This window comes from Sinorhizobium sp. RAC02, assembly GCF_001713395.1.
In the GTDB taxonomy this organism is placed as follows: Bacteria; Pseudomonadota; Alphaproteobacteria; order Rhizobiales; family Rhizobiaceae; genus Shinella.
Genome location: NZ_CP016450.1, coordinates 4073643 through 4090405, shown reverse-complemented (window position 1 = coordinate 4090405; position 16763 = coordinate 4073643). Strand labels below are relative to the sequence as shown.

Here is a 16763-nt window from a genome sequence, read left to right as displayed (position 1 = left end):
TCTCCTACTGTGCCGCGGCGCGCGGCTGCAGCTTCTCGTCGATCTGGCGCGACAGGATGGCGGAGAACTCGTCCGCGAAGCCTTCCATGCGCGCCGTCAGCTTGCCGGCATCAGCAGAGAACTTGTTGTAGGCAATAACCGCCGGAATTGCGGCAAGCAGGCCGATTGCGGTTGCAAGAAGCGCTTCGGCGATACCGGGGGCGACGACCGCAAGGCTCGTCTGCTTGGAACCGGCGATGGCCTGGAACGAGGTCATGATACCGACGACCGTACCGAAGAGGCCGACGAAGGGCGCCGCCGAACCGATGGTCGCAAGCGAGCCGAGACGGGCTTCCAGCGTTTCGGATTCGCGCGACAGCGTCACGTCCATCGCCCGGTCGATACGCATTTGCAGGCCGATCGGCGATCGCGCACCACGCTCGAAGCTCTTCTTCCATTCCCGCATCGCCGCCACGAAAATGGCGCTCATGCCGGACGTCTGGCGATCGGAGAGCGTGCGGTAAAGCTCTTCCAGCGACTGGCCCGACCAGAACACCTGCTCGAAACTGTCAAGCTGGCGTCGCGCCTTGCCGTAGCTCACCGTCTTGTCGACGACGATGGCCCAGGTCCACACGGACGCGGCGATCAGGCCGAGCATGACCAGCTTGACGACGAATCCGGCCTGCATGAAGAGTGCCCAAAGAGTCACGCTGTGCGCCGCTTCCAAACCCACTTGTTCCATAGACCTATGTCCCCGAATCCAAACACCCGGCACGGGCCCTTGCGGCTCGAACCGGGTAACATTCACGCCGCACGGCCTCCTGGGAGGTGGAGCCCGCATCGGCATTCACAGAAACGTGCGTCACAGCCAGGGATTTTACTCCACACTGCTTCGCGTGCCCGTCAAGAATGTCCGGTTGATGCCGCCGGCTGCCATGCCGGTCAAAACGCTTACAACCTGCCTTCTTGACGGCAATTTTGGTTAAAGGATGACGTGCAGTGCACAAAATCCTCACGACCCGAGTAAGACATCATTATGGTTAAGGGAGTGTTACTGCTAATGCGCGCCCAAAGTTTCTTGCGTCTTGGCAAGAAAACGCGCCGCCAGACCTTCCGGCAGGCGACGTGGCCGCCCTGCGGAATTGATAACCGCGATGATGACGCGAGCGGCAATCAAAAGCTGTTCTCCGCGCCGGATTTCCTGGTTGAGGATCATCTTCGCCCCGCCGGCCTTTTCCGTGGAGGTCAGGATCGTCAGGATATCGTCCATGCGCGCCGGTGACTTGAAGTCGATCTCCATGCGGTGCACGACGAAGACGAGGCCTTCGCGGTCCTCTTCCAGAACGAGGCTGCCCTGCTCGACGCCGAGCAACCGCAGGTAATCCGTCCGCCCGCGCTCGAGGAAATGCAGATAGCGGGCATGATAGACGACGCCGGAAAAATCGGTGTCCTCGTAATAGACCCGCTGCACGAGCCGATGGCCCGCTTCGGTCAGTTCGCCCGAGAGATGATGGTTGACGTCCGTCATGGTCGAATCCGGCTTACAGTTTCCGCCTCTCTCCCTCAAAGCGCCGACAATTGCAAGACGAGAGGGTCAGCCGAGGTCAACGACCATGATTTCCGGCGGCGAGCCGAAACGTACCGGCGCGATCGAACAGCCAAGCCCGCCCGAAACGCACAGATGCCGACCCTCCTCGATCACATGACCATAGGCGAAGCGATTGCCATACGCCGATGGCACCATGGGCGAATAGCCGAGCAGCCGCACCTGCCCACCATGGGTATGCCCCGACAACGTCAGAGACACCCGCGGTGGCACGCGGGGAAAGATGTCCGGCTCATGCGCGAGCAGGAGGAGCGGCGCATCATCCGTCACCTGTGCCAGCGTGCCCGGCAGGTCGTCCAGCCCGATATAACCAAAGCGGTTCCATTGGCGGCCGGGGCGCAGCGCAAGCTGGTCTTCGAGGCCGGCAAGCCAGAAGGCGCCCGTCGCCGCCTCGATCCGCGCCGCACGGTTGGAATAGATGGCGATCCCCGCCTTTCGCAGCTCGCGATGGCTGACCGTCTCGCCGCCACCGGCCGCCTGCGCGTCCAGGTCGTCCCACCAGTCATGGTTTCCGAGGATGGCATGGACGCCGAGCGGCGCATGAAGGACCGACAATTCCGCAGCCCACATCTCCGGCGGCACCTGGCGCCACACGGCGCGCATGCTGGAAATGTAATCGCCGAGCAATACGATCATGTCACCGCCGAGATCGTTGGCATAGCGGCAGATATCGCCGATGCGGCGCGCGGTCATCCAAGGTTCGCAGGCGTGAATGTCGGCAAGCGCCACGATCCGGAGTTTCTGGCCCTCCGGCCAGCCGGGTGGCGTGATGCGGTAGGTCGTCGTGCGCAAACGCATCAGCGGTTCGATACCGACGGCATAGGCGGAGGATGCAAAACCCGCGGCAAACAATCCACCGAAGGTCTTGAGCATCCCGCGCCTGGTCAGCACATCAGTCGTCCTCGGTAAACAGCCTGAACTGTGACGCCTCGAGATCTTTCGGCGGCGTGAGGCCCATATGTTTCCAGGCATTTACGGTCAAAACACGGCCGCGCGGCGTGCGCTGGATGAAACCCTGCTGGATCATGTAGGGCTCGATAATGTCCTCGATCGCATCGCGCGGCTCCGAAAGGCCCGCGGCGATCGTCTCGATGCCCACCGGCCCGCCGCCGAAATTGTGCGCAATCATCGACAGATAACGCCGGTCAAGCTGATCCAGCCCCATATTGTCGACGAGCAGCCGCGTCAGCGCGTCATCGGCGATGACCCGAGTTACCGCCTCCGCCCGCGCCACTTCGGCAAAATCGCGCACCCGGCGCAGCAGACGGCCGGCGATGCGCGGCGTGCCGCGCGCACGACGCGCGATCTCGTGCGCGCCATCTTCGGTGATGCCGAGCCCCATCAGCCGCGCGCCGCGGCGCACGATCGATTCCAGCTCCTCGACGGTGTAGAAATTCAAGCGAACCGGGATACCGAAACGGTCGCGCAATGGCGTGGTCAGCAGGCCTAGGCGCGTGGTTGCTGCGACGAGGGTAAATTTCGACAGGTCGATCTTCACCGAGCGCGCGGCCGGGCCTTCGCCGATGATCAAATCGAGCTGAAAATCCTCCATCGCCGGATAGAGGATTTCCTCGACGGCCGGGTTGAGGCGGTGGATTTCGTCGATGAAGAGCACGTCGCGTTCTTCGAGATTGGTCAGCAGCGCCGCAAGGTCGCCCGCCTTGGCGATGACCGGGCCGGAGGTCGAGCGGAAATTGACGCCGAGTTCCTTCGCCATGATCTGCGCGAGCGTCGTCTTGCCGAGGCCGGGCGGGCCGACAAAGAGCACATGGTCGAGCGCTTCCCCGCGGTTCTTCGCCGCCTCGATGAAGATCTTGAGGTTGGCGCGCGCCTCCGCCTGGCCGGTAAAGTCGTCCAGCGTCTGGGGCCGCAGGGCGGTGTCGATGTCCTCGCCGCGTTTTTCCGGCGAAAGCAGTCCGTTCTCGTCGCTCATCGCGCCCTAATCCCATTGTCCACGGCGGAAGGCAACCGCATCACCGCGACAATTCCTTGAGGCCGAGGCGGATCAGCTTGGCGCTGTCGCCGCCCTCCCCGCCGTTCTTCAGCGCCGCGGCGACCGCATTGGCCGCCTGGTCGCGTGAATAACCGAGATTGGTCAGCGCGGACACGGCATCGGAAACGGGTGCAGAGGCCACCCCTTCTCCCAGCTCCTGCTTGAACCCGATCGAGGCGGATGCCTCACCAGCGAAAGCCGGCGCCTTGTTGCGCAGTTCGGTGACGATCCGCACCGCGACCTTCGGCCCGACGCCCGGTGCACGCGACACCACCGTCTTGTCCTGCAGCGCGATGGCATTGGCGAGTTCGCCCGGCGTCAACGTCGAGAGCACGCCGAGTGCCACCTTGGAGCCCACACCCTGCACGCTCTGCAACAGGCGAAACCACTCCCGTTCCAGCGCCGTCAGGAAGCCGAACAGCTTGAACTGGTCCTCGCGCACATAGGTTTCGATGAACAACACCGCCGCCTCGCCGGCCGAACCGAGCCTGCCAAGCGTGCGCGCCGAGCAATGGGCAACATAGCCGACGCCGTGCACGTCGAGGACCACATAGTCGTCGCCGATCTCGTCGATTGTGCCTTTGAGTTTGCCGATCATGGGATGGTCCGTCAGGAATGGGTTTCGGGGGAAATGATATCGAGCGTGGGGAAATAGGTTCGGTAGCGCGCGGCATCGCGTGTCAGCAGCCGATGAGCGCGTATCTGGGCGTGTGCGCCGACGAGGAAATCGGGAAGCGTTCGCTCACGCATCCCACCCGCCCGGCGATAGGCGTAGTGTGCCTTGCCCGCCGCAAAGGCCGCCTCGTAGGAAAGAGGCTCCCGCCGCATGCGCAGCCAACCGAACGCGAGGTTCAGCTCCAATTCGCTGAGCGGCGAGGCCGCCAGCTCTGACCAGACGACAGAATGGAGAACCAGTTCGCCCTCTTCCGCACAGCGCTTCAGCGCGGTCAGCGACCAGACCCGCTCCGCCCGGTCCGGCCCGAGCATGTCGATGAGGACATTCGTATCAACGACGGTCGAGGTCATCGCGCGGCCCCCGCAGCCATTCGAAATATTCGTCTGGGGTCATGCCGTCCAGATCCCATGTTCCCTTGACGCTGTCGGCCCAGGCATCAAAATCCTCGAAGGCGGGTTTGCCATCGCCGACCTTGACGAGCATCACCCCGCCTTCGGAGACGACGAAATCAACCTCCGAGCCCGGCTCAATATCGAGCCGGTCGCGGATGGGTTTCGGGATCGTCACCTGGCCTTTTTCCGTCACACGCATGGTAATACCTCTGTGGTATTACTTATCGACCAGACCGGAACAAGTCAAGAACAAATCAGCCGACAAGCTTGGCCAGGCGGCCGGAGAGGCCCTGCCGGTTGTGGGCGTGGCAGATGGCGATGGCGAGCGCATCGGCGGCGTCGTTGCCGGTGAAGGTGGCCTTCGGCATCAGCACCTTCAACATCATGTGGATCTGCTGCTTCTCGCCATGGCCGACGCCGATGACGGCCTTCTTGACCGCGTTCGGCGCATATTCGGCGACACGCAGGCCCGCCCGCGCCGGCACAAGCATGGCAATGCCGCGGGCCTGGCCGAGCTTCAGCGTCGCCACGGCATCCTTGTTGACGAAGGTCTGCTCGACGGCCGCCTCATGCGGCTGATGGCTGTGAATGATCTCGGAAAGTCCGTCGTACAACTGGCAGAGGCGGGATGCGAGATCCGCGTCGCCATCGGACGTCACGGTGCCGGAGGCGACGAAGCGCAGGGAATTTCCTAGCGTCTCGATGACGCCCCAGCCGGTACGGCGAAGGCCGGGATCGATACCGATGATGCGAATCATTTCGTGCATGCTGAAACCCTAATCTTGTCGGGGTGACCCTGCCAGTGAAATGTGAACAAAACAAAAACATTCAGGCTTTTGCAAAGGCGCCCGCGAAAACCTGGAAGCGATCGCTTGGATTTCACGGAACTGAACCTACATGGGAGGACGATCAAATTCCCTTACAAAGAGGCCGCTCCTATGGTGCCCTTCTCCATCCTCGATCTTTCCCCGGTCATCGAAGGCGGCACCGTCGCCCAATCGCTCGAAAACTCCCGCCGACTGGCGCAGGAAGCCGAAGCCTACGGCTACAAGCGCTTCTGGCTGGCCGAGCACCACGGCATGCGCGGCATTGCCAGCGCCGCCACCTCGCTCGTCATCCAACACGTCGCGGCGGGCACGGAAAAGATCCGTGTCGGCTCCGGCGGCATCATGCTGCCGAACCATTCGCCGCTCGTCATCGCCGAGCAATTCGGCACGCTCGCCGCCCTCTTCCCGGATCGCATCGACCTCGGGCTTGGCCGCGCGCCCGGCACCGACATGCGGACTGCCCAGGCGCTTCGTCGCAACCTAGACAGCGCCGCCAACAATTTTCCGCAGGATGTCGTGGAACTCATGCAGTTCATGGGACCGACAACCCCGCAACAACAGGTCGTCGCGATCCCCGGTGCGGGCAGCAACGTGCCGGTCTGGCTGCTCGGCTCCAGCCATTATTCGGCGCACCTTGCCGGCATGCTCGGCCTGCCCTTCGCCTTCGCCTCGCATTTCGCGCCGGACATGCTGCTGTCGGCGCTGGAAATCTACCGCGAACGCTTCGAGCCGTCGCAATATCTCGACAAGCCGCATGCCATGGTCGGCGTGATGGGTGCTGCCGCCGATACGGATGCGCAGGCCGACTATCTCTTCACCTCGATGCAGCAATCCTTCGTGCGCCTGCGCCGCGGTACGCCGGGTGCTTTCCCGGCACCGGTCGACGACATGGATCCGCACTGGAGCGAAGGGGAGCGCATCAATGTCGAGCACACGCTGCAATATGCGGTGGTCGGCGGGCCGGAGAAGATCAAGCGCCAGATCGCCGATTTCCTGTCGATCACCAAGGCCGACGAACTGATCGTCTCCATGCCGATCTACGATATGGATGCGCGATTGAAATCCGTCCGGCTCTTCGCCGGGGCGCAGCAGGAACTTTCGCTCGCCGCCTGAACGAAAAGGCCGGTGCCATGCGGCATCCGGCCTTTTCGATGAACCTCTCTGTCGTCATGGTCGGGCTTGACCCGACCATCCGTGTCGCACTGCCGCGGGGATCCTCGGGTCAAGCCCGAGGATGACAACGGGTGGAGGATAGGTCTATTTGATCAGGCCGAAAGCTTGGCCATGACTTCGTCGGACACTTCGAAGTTCGAGTAGACGTTCTGCACGTCATCATCGTCTTCCAGCGTGTCGATGAGCTTCATCAGCGACTGCGCCTTGTCCTCGTCGACCGGCACGGTGTTCTGGGCCTTCCAGATCGCCTTGACCGTCTCGGCTTCGCCGAGCTTGCCTTCCAGCGCCTTGGAAACCTCGCCGATATCCTCGAAGCCGCAGATGATCGTGTGGCCATCCTCGTCCGTCGTAACGTCCTCGGCGCCGGCATCGATGGCGGCTTCCATGACGGCATCGGCGTCACCGACGGAGAGCTTGTAGGTGATTTCGCCGACGCGGTCGAAGGAGAACGAGACCGAACCGGTTTCGCCGAGCGCACCGCCAGCCTTCGAAAAGGTCGAGCGGACAACGGACGCGGTGCGGTTGCGGTTGTCGGTCAGCGCCTCGACGATGACGGCGACGCCGCCCGGGCCGTAGCCCTCGTAGCGGACTTCCTCGTAGTTCTCACCATCGACGCCGGATGCCTTCTTGACGGCACGCTCGATATTGTCCTTCGGCATGGACTGTGCCTTGGCGTTCTGGATCGCCAGGCGCAGGCGGGCGTTCATCGACGGGTCGGGCAGACCGGTCTTTGCCGCAACCGTGATTTCGCGCGCAAGCTTGGAGAACATTTTCGACCGCACGGAATCCTGTTTTCCCTTGCGGTGCATGATATTCTTGAACTGTGAATGGCCTGCCATGGCACCCCTGTCTCGTTTTCTTGGCGCCCACGTCCGGTCGCCGGTCACTGTGCCGGAGCCCCCGCCGCGGTGATGCGCCGGCCTTACGCCCCGATTTTCGAAATGCCGCCTTATAATTTCATTGCCGCCGGACGTCCAGCAGTCCTGCAAACAAAGCGGCGGGTGGATTTCAGTCCGCCCGAACGCGCGCGCGGCTCAGCAGGAAGGAGTGGCCGTCGCTGCGCTCGCAGGTCAGGCCCGTGCGCTCCGAATAGCAGGTGAAGGGGCCGGCCGACCAGGTTTCGCCATAGTCGACAGTTTTCTCGGCACCGCAGCAGCCCTGGTTGCCGACATTCGTTCTCACCACGGCCTTGCCGCTCCGCCCGAGCGTCGCACGCAGATATTTCGGCTCGACCCGGTCACAGGAGAGTTCCGGGCCGCCATCGGCAGGCTGATACACCTCGGTGCCGCCTTCCGGAATATAGGTGCAGCCGATATTGCCGGACGGCATGACGAACCGCTCAGCCAGGCCGAAGGAACGGGTCGGCACCTTTTCCACGGGTTGCGTCACCGTCTCACGCGGCTGGCCGGATTCGACCGCGGGACCGCCCGGCGTCGGCGCGCCGCTCGCGAAAGCAAGGCCGGACGAGAGCAGCAGGACAGGCACGACAAGGAAGAAACGCATCAAGAAACTCCGGCATCAGACGCCGGAGAGAATATGAATCGTCGGCCGCTTCGGCAAGCTGCGGATGGAAACGGTGATCGTCGCGTCCTCATCGGTCACCGCGTCGAAGCCGGTGCCGAACATCGAGAGGAACTGGCTGATCGGCGGCCCGCGGCGATGCATGGGCAGGATGAGCGAGGAACGCAGGCGCTGCACGACGCGGCTCATGCTCTCCGCACCCATGGTGAGCCCGCCATCCACCGGCACCATCAGCACATCGAGCCGACCGATCTCGGCATATTGTTTTTCCGTCAGTTCATGATGCAGGTGGCCGAGATGGCCGATGCAAAGGCCGGCGACTTCGAAGATGAAGATGGAGTTGCCGTTCGGCTCCATCGATCCGCCCCAGTTGCGGATGTCGGTCGGCACATTGCGGATATAGGTATCACCCACCACGACATCGTGGTCCGCGCCCTTCTCCGAACCGTCCTGCCAGCCATGAAGCACATATTCGATACCGGGCTCCGGGGTCATCGTGTAATGGCTGGAATGGGCCTTGTTCATCGTCACCACGGTCGGCAGCGCCGGCGGCTTGAACCAGCCGTTATAGTCAGTGGCGATTTTCACGCCCGCCGGCGTTTCGATGAAGAAGGTCGAGTGGCCGACATAGGTGATGCGCACCTCCTCGTTCGCCCTGGCCTGGACCCGCAACGGTGTCGTCGCGGAAAAGCTGGCGAAGGTGACGGAAGGAAGCGACCTTGCGATCATCTGGCACTGGCTGACCGGCGCCTCGGCTTGCGCTAGCGATGGCCGCGGCGTGGCAACGAAAACAAGAGCGGCAAGCAAAAGCGGAATGAGCAGGAGATGCGGCATCAGCGGCTCCGTTCATTGGTCGGCGCGACTATGCGCCAGCAAGCCGGATGGGTCGAGATTTCCGACGCCCCACCGCGATCACAATCGTTTGACCGCCCGCCGGGCTTCTCCGGGAACCTTCTCCACGGCGGCACGTTTCCTCTGCACGCAATCGAACGTGAAGAGGTATAGCCATGTCCAATCTTACCCGGGCCCGCGAAAACCCGAAAGAACAGCTCTTTGACGAGATCGACAGGATCCATGCCGGCATGCTCGGCGTCGAGGGCAGCCACATGCATATGCAGCCGATGGCGCCGCAACTCGACCGCCAGACGGCGACGATCTGGTTCTTCACCAAGACGGATGCCGAGATCGTCGAGGCCACCATACCTGGCTCCCGAGCGCATTTCTGCGTTGTCGGCAAAGACCACGACTACCATGCGTGCATTGCCGGACGGATTTCCGTGCGCCGCGACCCGCTCAAGGTCGACGAGTACTGGAGCTCAGTCGTCGAGGCCTGGTTCGACCATGGCAAGAACGATCCGAAACTCACCATGCTGGCGCTGGAAATGGAAGACGCCGAAGTCTGGGCCTCGACCGGCAGCAAGCTGAAATTCGGCTGGGAGATCGCCAAGGCGAACTTCAATCCGGACGAGGAACCGGATGTCGGCGTCAAGGCGCACCTGACCTTCACCGGCGGCTCGGCCGATCACCTGCGCCACATGATCTGAGGCGCTTCTTACCGCAATTCGCTGGTATCGCTTGAGATCAGCGCCAGAAATCCGGCACCGTTTCGGCCAGCCGCGGACCGAGGCGAAGCGGTGCGATCTTCTCGGCAAGCCCCGTGCGGTCGGAGATTTCGACCGCCAGCCCGCAGATCGTCGCCGGCCCGGAGGCCGCTTCGAAGCGGCTCTTCGGCATTTTGGAGATAAAGCGGTTGAGCGGCTCTTCCTTCTCCATGCCGAGCGAGGAATCATAATCCCCGCACATGCCGGCATCCGACATGTAACCCGTGCCGCCGTTCAGGATCTGGCAATCGGCCGTCGGCACATGGGTGTGCGTGCCGACCACGACACTCGCGCGGCCATCGACGAAGTGGCCGAAGCACTGCTTCTCGCTGGTCGCCTCGGCGTGGAAATCGAAGATGATCGCGTCCGCCTGCTCGCCGAGCGGGCAGGAGGCGAGGATCGTTTCGCCGGCTTTGAAGGGGTCGTCGAGCTCCGGGTGCATGAAGACGCGGCCCATGATGTTGGCGACCAGAACGCGTGCACCGTTTTTGGCCATGAAGAGGTTCGCGCCACGGCCGGGCGTGCCGGCGGGATAGTTGGCTGGGCGCAGGAACTGGTCGTGCCGGCCTGCAAACGTCACGGCTTCCTTCTGGTCCCAGACGTGGTTGCCTGTCGTCACCACGTCGGCACCGGCATTGACCGTTTCGAGGAAGATCTCTTCCGTGATGCCGAAGCCGCCGGCCGCGTTCTCCCCGTTGACGACGACGAAATCCAGCTTGAAATCGCTGATCAGCCCCGGCAGGCGCTGCCAGACGGCCGTCCGCCCGGTCTTGCCCACCATATCGCCCAGAAAAAGAAAACGCATCGAACTGCCTTACAAAACCTGCTGGAACAAACGGAAGCCGCTCTCGGTGAGGATCGCGTCCAGGGGGACGTCGTGCGGTTCCGCGGGTACTGATGCCACTTCCTGGCAGTCGAACGCAATGCCGATCAGTTTTGGCGCATGACCTTTCGCCTTCAGGCGGTCGATCGCCCGGTCGTAATGGCCGGCACCATAGCCGATGCGGTGGCCTGCCCGGTCGAAGGCCGACAGCGGTACGAGCAGGATATCGGGATCGAGCACGGCAGCCTCCGGCCCCGGCCCGGTCGTGCCGAATCCGGTCTTGACCACAGGCGCACCGACAACCAGTTCGCGGAAGACGATCGTTTCACGGTCGAGCACGACCGGCAGGCACAGCCGCGCGCCGCGCGTGCGAAGATGGGCCAGAAGCGGGCGAATATCCGCCTCCGAGCGGATCGGCCAGAAACCGGAAATCACAGTGCCAGGCTCGAAGTCGAGGCGGTCGCCGGCATGGTCGACCATGGCCAGGCTGCCCTCGATGCGCGCCTCCGGCATCATCGCATCGCGCAGCGCCAGCCGCTCATTGCGAATCGCCGCCTTCTGTTCCTTGGATGTCACGTCCGTCTCCTGCCTTTTCGCGCGTGGCTTACCAGCTAGCAGCGCCTGAAGGCAAATCTCCATCTTTTTGCGATGACGCGGCGTCGCAGGAAATCAGGTCGCTGGAGAGAACGGAACCTGTCCCATAACGGGACAAAGTGGTGAAAAGCCGCCTTGTCCCGTTAAGCATTGGAATGGCTTGCGCTTTCCGCGGCGCACGTCTGTCTTTAAGCGGGGCGCATGACGTCCTCGGAAAATGATCTTTCCCGCCTCCCCGAGCTAACCGAAATCGAAAGACGGTGTCTCGAACTTGCCGCCAACGGCAAGACACCGGCCGATATCGTGCTCGAAACCGACATTGCGATGCCGCGCGTGACTGAGGCCATGCGCAGCGCGATCGAAAAGCTCGGCACCCGCAACATTACGGGCGCGATCACCCGCGCCATTCGCCTCGACCTGCTTTAGCCGTCAGGCAGCGGCTGAGGTTTCCGCCAGTCGCAGCATGGCCTGTGCGGCGCCCTCGTCGGTGATCAGCGTGTTGCAGCCGACGCGACGGATGGTGGCGCGAATGGCCGGCGCCCGGTGTGCGCCGCCGGAAACCAGCACGATATGGCGCGCCTTGCTCACCGTTTCGAGGTCGATCGACATGACGCGGTGACGGATCGGATGATCGATCGTGCGTCCTTCGGCATCGAGGAAATTGCACATCGTATCGCAGACGCAGCCGGCCTCGATCAGTTCCTCCAGCTCATGCCGGGCAATGAAATCGCGCGACAGGGAGCTTGCACGCGGCCCGATATCGCCACAGCTCACCACCGCGATATCCATGTTCTCCGCCAGTTCGAACAGTGTCTTCAGGCCGCATTTCTCGATCAGGCTGCGTTTGGTTTCCCGCGAATCGACGAGCAGCGGCGCGAGGAACAGGTAACATTCCGCGCCGAGCTGGCTCGCCAGCCGCCAGGTATATTCGATGGGGTTGATATGATGCGCCTCGACCACGCCGCCGAGCAGCGAGACGACCTTGACGCGCTCCCGCCGAGCCGGGCGGAAGCTGGCGAGCGAGGCGGTCAATGTGCGCCCCCAGCCAACGCCGATGGTGCAATCGTCCGGGATCGCCTCGGTCAGGAACTGGCCAAGCGCCAGCCCCACGCCCTTCGCCGTCGCCTCCGCGCTTGCCGCCGCCGGCACCACCACGGCCTCGTCCAAACCGTAGGCCTTCTCAAGCCGCACGGCGAGTTCGACGCAGTCGCCGACACCCTCGTTGATCCAGATCTGCACCTCGGAACGCTTCAGCGCCTCGTCGAGCATGCGGATGACGGTACTGCGGCTGACGCCGATCTTTTCCGCCACGTCCTTCTGGGTGAGACCCTGGTTGTAATAGAGCCAGGCGGCCCTGAGCCGAAGGGCGGCCGATTCCGAATAGGCCGTGTGTGTGTCGCGCCGGAGCCTTGTCACGTCGCCTCCATCTGTCTGCAATCGTTCTGCACCACCTTAACACACGAATTGGAAAATGCGACATATGTCCAGACGATTGAGCAAAAGTGCTTGACTTTCGCCCAAGGAAGCGACGATAGTTCATGACATATCGGCTGGCGGCCTTCCGTCGGCAGATTGGTTGTGCCGGCACGCGCGGCGACTGAAACAGGAAGCACAGTCGTCGAGCGCGCTTTCACAGGAACATGGAGGAGGGCTTGGCATTTCTCTCGGGAAACCAGCCCAGCAACAACCATTTCGGGATATCGACATGACGTCCAAGCTTGAACAACTCCGCGCGATGACCACCGTCGTGGCAGACACCGGCGACATCGAAGCCGTGCGCCGCCTGAAGCCGGTCGATTGCACCACCAATCCGACGATCGTCCTGAAGGCCCTCGGCACACCGATGTTTGCTGACACCGTCAACGAGGCCATCCGCTGGGGCCAGTCCCAGGGCGGCAACCACGACGGCGTCGTCTCGGCTGTTGCCGATCGCCTCGCCATCTCCGTCGGCGCAGCGCTCTCCGAACTCGTTCCGGGCCGCGTCTCGACGGAAGTCGATGCCGACCTGTCCTTCGACACGCAAGCCTCGATCGCCAAGGGCCGCGAGATCATCAAGGCCTATGAAGCGCGCGGCATTACCCGCGACCGCATCCTCATCAAGCTCGCCTCCACCTGGGAAGGCATCCGCGCTGCGGAAGTGCTCCAGAAGGACGGCATCGACTGCAACCTGACGCTGCTCTTCAACAAGGCCCAGGCCATCGCCTGCGCCGATGCCGGCGCCTTCCTCATCTCGCCCTTCGTCGGCCGCATCCTCGACTGGCACGTCAAGGCGAGCGGCAAGACGTTTTCGGCGGAAGAAGATCCGGGCGTTCTCTCGGTCCGCGCGATCTACGACTACTACAAGTCCAACGGCATCAACACGATCGTCATGGGCGCCTCCTTCCGCAACACCGGCGAAATCGAAGCCCTTGCCGGCTGCGACCGCCTGACCATCAGCCCGGCGCTGCTTGAAGAACTCGACGCCGCAGAAGGCACGCTGGAGCGCAAGCTTTCGCCGGAAAAGGCCGCCAAGGTCTCGCCGATCAAGATCGACGAAAAGACCTTCCGCTGGATGCTGAACGAAGACGCCATGGCGACCGAAAAGCTCTCCGAAGGCATCCGCGCCTTCGCCAAGGATCTTGGCAGCCTGCGTGCCATGATCGACAAGGAACTGAAGGCCGCCGCGTAAGGCTTGCTAACCGGTATGAATCACAACGGCCGCCCTTCGGGGCGGCCGTTTTGTTTTGGCCCTTAACCATAGCGCCAGCAATTGTTGAGGCGGGGCTCGCGATGCCACCGATGCACGCCTAGATTATAGCGAGGCACAGCAAGAGGGGATTCCGGCATGAGGCGTTTTCTGGCAGCAGTCATCCTGCTTTGCATGGCGGGCCTTGCGGCACCGGCGGCAGCCGAAGACACCTTCCACGGCGAATGGCAGCAGGTCTCCTCCAATGCGGGCGAGTGCTCAACCTGCCGCGTCACCATTCGCCAGACCGGGTCCACGCTGCAGATCATCGCAAACAACGATTGGACGGCCATTGCCGAGACCGGGGACAGCAAGACGGCTGGCGGTGCCGGCTTCTGGAAGCGGGGGACGCGCAAGACCTATGCCGGCAAGAGCTTCGATATCAAGCTTCGCCGCAATGACGTTGACGAACTGCTCATGTTGATGCGCATCGAACCCGCGCGCGGACGATCCGCGCAACCGATGGAGATTTACGATCCTGGGTGCCTACAAACGTAGGTGGGCACCGTGTGACCCAGCCCACGGGCCAGGTCAGGGACAGCTCCCTTTGGGGCGAGTATCGCAACCATCTGAATTCACAGAAGAAATATCACTTCCTTCTGAAATTTTCGCACGCTCTTTGCCTCTAAGATAACCTCGACTTGCGACTCATCCAATTCGAGTAGCGTCACAGGCGGTGTCAAAATTTCAACCGCCAATCGCGCTGATGATCGCCTGTTCGGCAGATGTTATTGCGCGTGGGCTTATCAGCCGACCCTCACGAATGTCGCTTTGAAATGGCGGCAAATGACGCCCCTTCTCGAATACAAAGGGGATGCTCACATTGCGTCTATATCCCGCGCCCGGCTAAAGCGAACTATGCCCTGTCGAAAACGATCGCGCTTTTTGCGCGCCGGAGTACTTCTGCACCTCCGGCTGAATATTCAATCGCGTTTATCTCAAGATTCGCTTGGTGGCTGATCCTGAACCAGTACGACTCTTGAAACATCATCGCTCTTCGGCCGTTCGCCATGCTTCGGCAGCTTGAGCCTCATGCGCTGTCGATCAGCAAAATCAGACGCGTAGCCGCGTGTACGAAACGAATGCCGGGTTTCGCCGTGCGGGTCTGAAACAGCGACGATCCAATCTCCATTCTCCACGAAAATCACGACTGAGTTTCCGCGCAACGGTTCGACCCCAAGGTTTTGAGCGGGAAGAGCAAGCGGCAGCTACTCAAAACAATGCCGCCGCTTGCAGGTGTCCCCCATTTGGACCTGTTAAACTATCTTGCTGCGACCGGCACATTTGCGTTACCGCACGCCGCGAAATCGATATGCGAGAAACCGAGCCGCATGCGCTGCCCATCAGCAAAACTGGCTGCGTGCTTGTGAAATCGGAAGGGATGACGGGACTCGCCACCGTCTTCAATGACGATGACCGACCACTCCTTGTTTTCTGCGAAAAGGACAACAGACCTACGCGACATAGCTTCGCCTCGTAAAATTGGGGCGAAAGATGTCAAGCTCTCATGGTCGCGCCCGTTGGATCGGCAACCGGTGGCACAACCATACGCTTATATTAGACGCTTATATTAGCGTGTGTCGAACGAAAAGGACCCGGCTTAGCGGAGCCGGGTCCTTCTCACAGTCGAGCTACAGGGGTAATCAGGGGCATGCCGACTGCGACAGAACATTAGCATTTACTACTCAATGGACAAGGATGACGGCATAGTCATATCGAGTGAGTTAAAATCGAGATTGTCGGCGACAAGCATTAGATAGCACCGACTATGATCGAACCTACGCCCTTGACGCATCGCGACTAGTATTTGTCGTGCATGGAAGAACAAAGCTGAGCGAGTACATTCGATTTCGCTAAACCTCAACGTGAAACACGGAACATTTACAGTCCAATTCACGAACTTTTGTACCGTTTTACCCCATTTGGAGGGAGTACAGTACCGTACGTCTAATCAGCTATACCGATTGCAATTCAATGTATTTCGTAGGGTGTTTTGCAACCGATGTCCGATGAGGTGATGTATGAGCAACTTTGCGTATCTCGCCATCCGCGTAGCGCTTGGCGCGTCCCGACAATGGTACGAAAAGGGACCCGGCATCATCACGACACCGAGTCCCTGCATCCACCCCCGGATGTGGATTTATCTCGAACGGCTGTAATGGGCCCGTGCTGAGAATTCCACGATTTTACGGAACCGTGTCGGCTCAATATGACCCATGGAATAGGTGTCGATTAGATACCGAGCAAACGACGAGCGCGCGTCCTCGCTTGTGTCAAACCAGCCCTGCGCCACGATATCATCGTATATTAGTTTCACAGAATTCAACTCTTCAGGCTCAAATTGAGTGGAGCGCATAGAAGTCTCCTTCACGGCGAAAACATGAGCGCTTTTATGAATGCTATGGTGCGCTCAAATGATGCCTATCCGCGAAAGATACGCTCGTTGTCCCATTGCCACTATTAACTTTGACATGTCGAACGGTCGGTTGACTCAGTTCGCGACCGGAAGCACTCGCCTTTCTAATTCAATCGCCCGGGCAAATGCCCCGCGACTCTCTTTAAATTAATCGCGACCGGCTTCGTTTCGCCCGCATCCCCTGCGTCACCTATTAGCCGCTCCGCATGCTCTAGCCGAAGAGCGGAGAAAAGGCGGTCAACCTCAACGACGATGGCGGGCAGGCGGCGAAGTGCTTCCCGGAAATCACGCGTACCGAGAGACCGTTGCTCAATTCGCTTGCCGTAAATCAAATGAATGTCGGAGGGGACTTTGACCCGATGATAAAAGTAGCCGTTCGGGTGCTGATAAAGACGGTACTGATTTGCCATGTTTCGACCAGTCAATTTTGACACCGG

At 61.4% G+C, this 16763-nt stretch carries 21 protein-coding genes; 6 read left to right on the top strand and 15 right to left on the bottom strand.

Annotated elements, in window-relative coordinates; genetic code table 11:
• Nucleotides 1-4 precede the first annotated feature (4 nt).
• The 8 genes from tolQ to ruvC all read right to left on the bottom strand — a co-directional run bounded on the left by tolQ (nucleotide 5) and on the right by ruvC (nucleotide 5413).
• Complete coding sequence (tolQ, locus tag BSY16_RS19535; protein WP_069061220.1) at nucleotides 5-721, bottom strand: protein TolQ; 717 nt, start codon at nucleotides 719-721, stop codon at nucleotides 5-7.
• A gap of 315 nt (nucleotides 722-1036) precedes the next feature.
• A complete protein-coding gene (gene ybgC, locus BSY16_RS19530; protein WP_069061219.1) occupies nucleotides 1037-1507 on the bottom strand; it encodes a tol-pal system-associated acyl-CoA thioesterase in 471 nt (156 codons plus the stop codon).
• Between the two features lie 66 nt (nucleotides 1508-1573).
• On the bottom strand, nucleotides 1574-2476 hold the full coding sequence (locus tag BSY16_RS19525) for a metallophosphoesterase (RefSeq protein ID WP_069061218.1): 903 nt from the start codon (nucleotides 2474-2476) through the stop codon (nucleotides 1574-1576).
• 1 nt (nucleotide 2477) lies between these two features.
• Nucleotides 2478-3518: a Holliday junction branch migration DNA helicase RuvB gene (gene ruvB / locus BSY16_RS19520; protein ID WP_069061217.1), complete on the bottom strand. Its 1041-nt coding sequence runs from the start codon at nucleotides 3516-3518 to the stop codon at nucleotides 2478-2480.
• 40 nt (nucleotides 3519-3558) lie between these two features.
• Entirely contained in the window at nucleotides 3559-4176 is a 618-nt protein-coding gene (gene ruvA, locus BSY16_RS19515; protein WP_069061216.1) for a Holliday junction branch migration protein RuvA, read from the bottom strand.
• Between the two features lie 11 nt (nucleotides 4177-4187).
• Nucleotides 4188-4604: a type II toxin-antitoxin system VapC family toxin gene (locus BSY16_RS19510; protein ID WP_069061215.1), complete on the bottom strand. Its 417-nt coding sequence runs from the start codon at nucleotides 4602-4604 to the stop codon at nucleotides 4188-4190.
• Nucleotides 4585-4845: an AbrB/MazE/SpoVT family DNA-binding domain-containing protein gene (locus BSY16_RS19505; RefSeq protein WP_069061214.1), complete on the bottom strand. Its 261-nt coding sequence runs from the start codon at nucleotides 4843-4845 to the stop codon at nucleotides 4585-4587. The genes BSY16_RS19510 and BSY16_RS19505 overlap by 20 nt, the downstream gene beginning before the upstream one ends.
• 55 nt (nucleotides 4846-4900) lie before the next feature.
• Nucleotides 4901-5413, bottom strand: coding sequence for a crossover junction endodeoxyribonuclease RuvC (ruvC, locus tag BSY16_RS19500; protein WP_069061213.1), 513 nt, complete (start codon nucleotides 5411-5413; stop codon nucleotides 4901-4903).
• 171 nt (nucleotides 5414-5584) lie between these two features.
• Between ruvC and BSY16_RS19495 the strand changes: the two genes are divergently transcribed.
• Complete coding sequence (locus BSY16_RS19495; RefSeq protein ID WP_069061212.1) at nucleotides 5585-6586, top strand: LLM class flavin-dependent oxidoreductase; 1002 nt, start codon at nucleotides 5585-5587, stop codon at nucleotides 6584-6586.
• 152 nt (nucleotides 6587-6738) lie between these two features.
• Here the strand turns inward: BSY16_RS19495 and BSY16_RS19490 are convergent, their stop codons facing one another.
• The 3 genes from BSY16_RS19490 to BSY16_RS19480 all read right to left on the bottom strand — a co-directional run bounded on the left by BSY16_RS19490 (nucleotide 6739) and on the right by BSY16_RS19480 (nucleotide 9001).
• Nucleotides 6739-7485 (bottom strand): YebC/PmpR family DNA-binding transcriptional regulator, encoded by a 747-nt coding sequence (locus BSY16_RS19490; RefSeq protein ID WP_069061211.1) that lies wholly within the window; start codon nucleotides 7483-7485, stop codon nucleotides 6739-6741.
• Between the two features lie 169 nt (nucleotides 7486-7654).
• Nucleotides 7655-8149: a hypothetical protein gene (locus BSY16_RS19485; protein WP_150130005.1), complete on the bottom strand. Its 495-nt coding sequence runs from the start codon at nucleotides 8147-8149 to the stop codon at nucleotides 7655-7657.
• 15 nt (nucleotides 8150-8164) lie between these two features.
• Nucleotides 8165-9001, bottom strand: coding sequence for an MBL fold metallo-hydrolase (locus tag BSY16_RS19480; RefSeq protein ID WP_150130004.1), 837 nt, complete (start codon nucleotides 8999-9001; stop codon nucleotides 8165-8167).
• Nucleotides 9002-9174: 173 nt separating this feature from the next.
• Between BSY16_RS19480 and BSY16_RS19475 the strand changes: the two genes are divergently transcribed.
• Complete coding sequence (locus BSY16_RS19475; protein ID WP_069061209.1) at nucleotides 9175-9711, top strand: pyridoxamine 5'-phosphate oxidase family protein; 537 nt, start codon at nucleotides 9175-9177, stop codon at nucleotides 9709-9711.
• Between the two features lie 37 nt (nucleotides 9712-9748).
• On the opposite strand, the gene BSY16_RS19470 is transcribed toward BSY16_RS19475, so the two are convergent.
• Nucleotides 9749-10573 carry a TIGR00282 family metallophosphoesterase gene (locus BSY16_RS19470; RefSeq protein ID WP_069061208.1) on the bottom strand — a complete coding sequence of 275 codons (825 nt, stop codon included), beginning with the start codon at nucleotides 10571-10573 and terminating at the stop codon, nucleotides 9749-9751.
• A gap of 9 nt (nucleotides 10574-10582) precedes the next feature.
• The gene (locus BSY16_RS19465) at nucleotides 10583-11167 is read right to left on the bottom strand and encodes a 5-formyltetrahydrofolate cyclo-ligase (RefSeq protein ID WP_069061207.1); all 585 of its coding nucleotides are present in this window, start codon (nucleotides 11165-11167) and stop codon (nucleotides 10583-10585) included.
• A gap of 219 nt (nucleotides 11168-11386) precedes the next feature.
• On the opposite strand from BSY16_RS19465, the gene BSY16_RS19460 reads away from it, so the two are divergent.
• Nucleotides 11387-11611 carry a LuxR C-terminal-related transcriptional regulator gene (locus BSY16_RS19460; protein WP_069061206.1) on the top strand — a complete coding sequence of 75 codons (225 nt, stop codon included), beginning with the start codon at nucleotides 11387-11389 and terminating at the stop codon, nucleotides 11609-11611.
• A gap of 3 nt (nucleotides 11612-11614) precedes the next feature.
• Here the strand turns inward: BSY16_RS19460 and BSY16_RS19455 are convergent, their stop codons facing one another.
• Nucleotides 11615-12601: a sugar-binding transcriptional regulator gene (locus tag BSY16_RS19455; protein WP_069061633.1), complete on the bottom strand. Its 987-nt coding sequence runs from the start codon at nucleotides 12599-12601 to the stop codon at nucleotides 11615-11617.
• A 289-nt stretch (nucleotides 12602-12890) separates the two neighbouring features.
• Here BSY16_RS19455 and tal point away from each other — a divergent pair, with 289 nt between their 5' ends.
• The 3 genes from tal to BSY16_RS32485 all read left to right on the top strand — a co-directional run bounded on the left by tal (nucleotide 12891) and on the right by BSY16_RS32485 (nucleotide 16069).
• Nucleotides 12891-13853, top strand: coding sequence for a transaldolase (gene tal / locus BSY16_RS19450; RefSeq protein ID WP_069061205.1), 963 nt, complete (start codon nucleotides 12891-12893; stop codon nucleotides 13851-13853).
• 156 nt (nucleotides 13854-14009) lie between these two features.
• Entirely contained in the window at nucleotides 14010-14408 is a 399-nt protein-coding gene (locus BSY16_RS19445) for a hypothetical protein (RefSeq protein ID WP_069061204.1), read from the top strand.
• A gap of 1523 nt (nucleotides 14409-15931) precedes the next feature.
• The gene (locus BSY16_RS32485) at nucleotides 15932-16069 is read left to right on the top strand and encodes a hypothetical protein (RefSeq protein WP_171902435.1); all 138 of its coding nucleotides are present in this window, start codon (nucleotides 15932-15934) and stop codon (nucleotides 16067-16069) included.
• Between the two features lie 361 nt (nucleotides 16070-16430).
• On the opposite strand, the gene BSY16_RS19435 is transcribed toward BSY16_RS32485, so the two are convergent.
• On the bottom strand, nucleotides 16431-16736 hold the full coding sequence (locus BSY16_RS19435) for a DUF6538 domain-containing protein (protein WP_069061202.1): 306 nt from the start codon (nucleotides 16734-16736) through the stop codon (nucleotides 16431-16433).
• Nucleotides 16737-16763 lie beyond the last annotated feature (27 nt).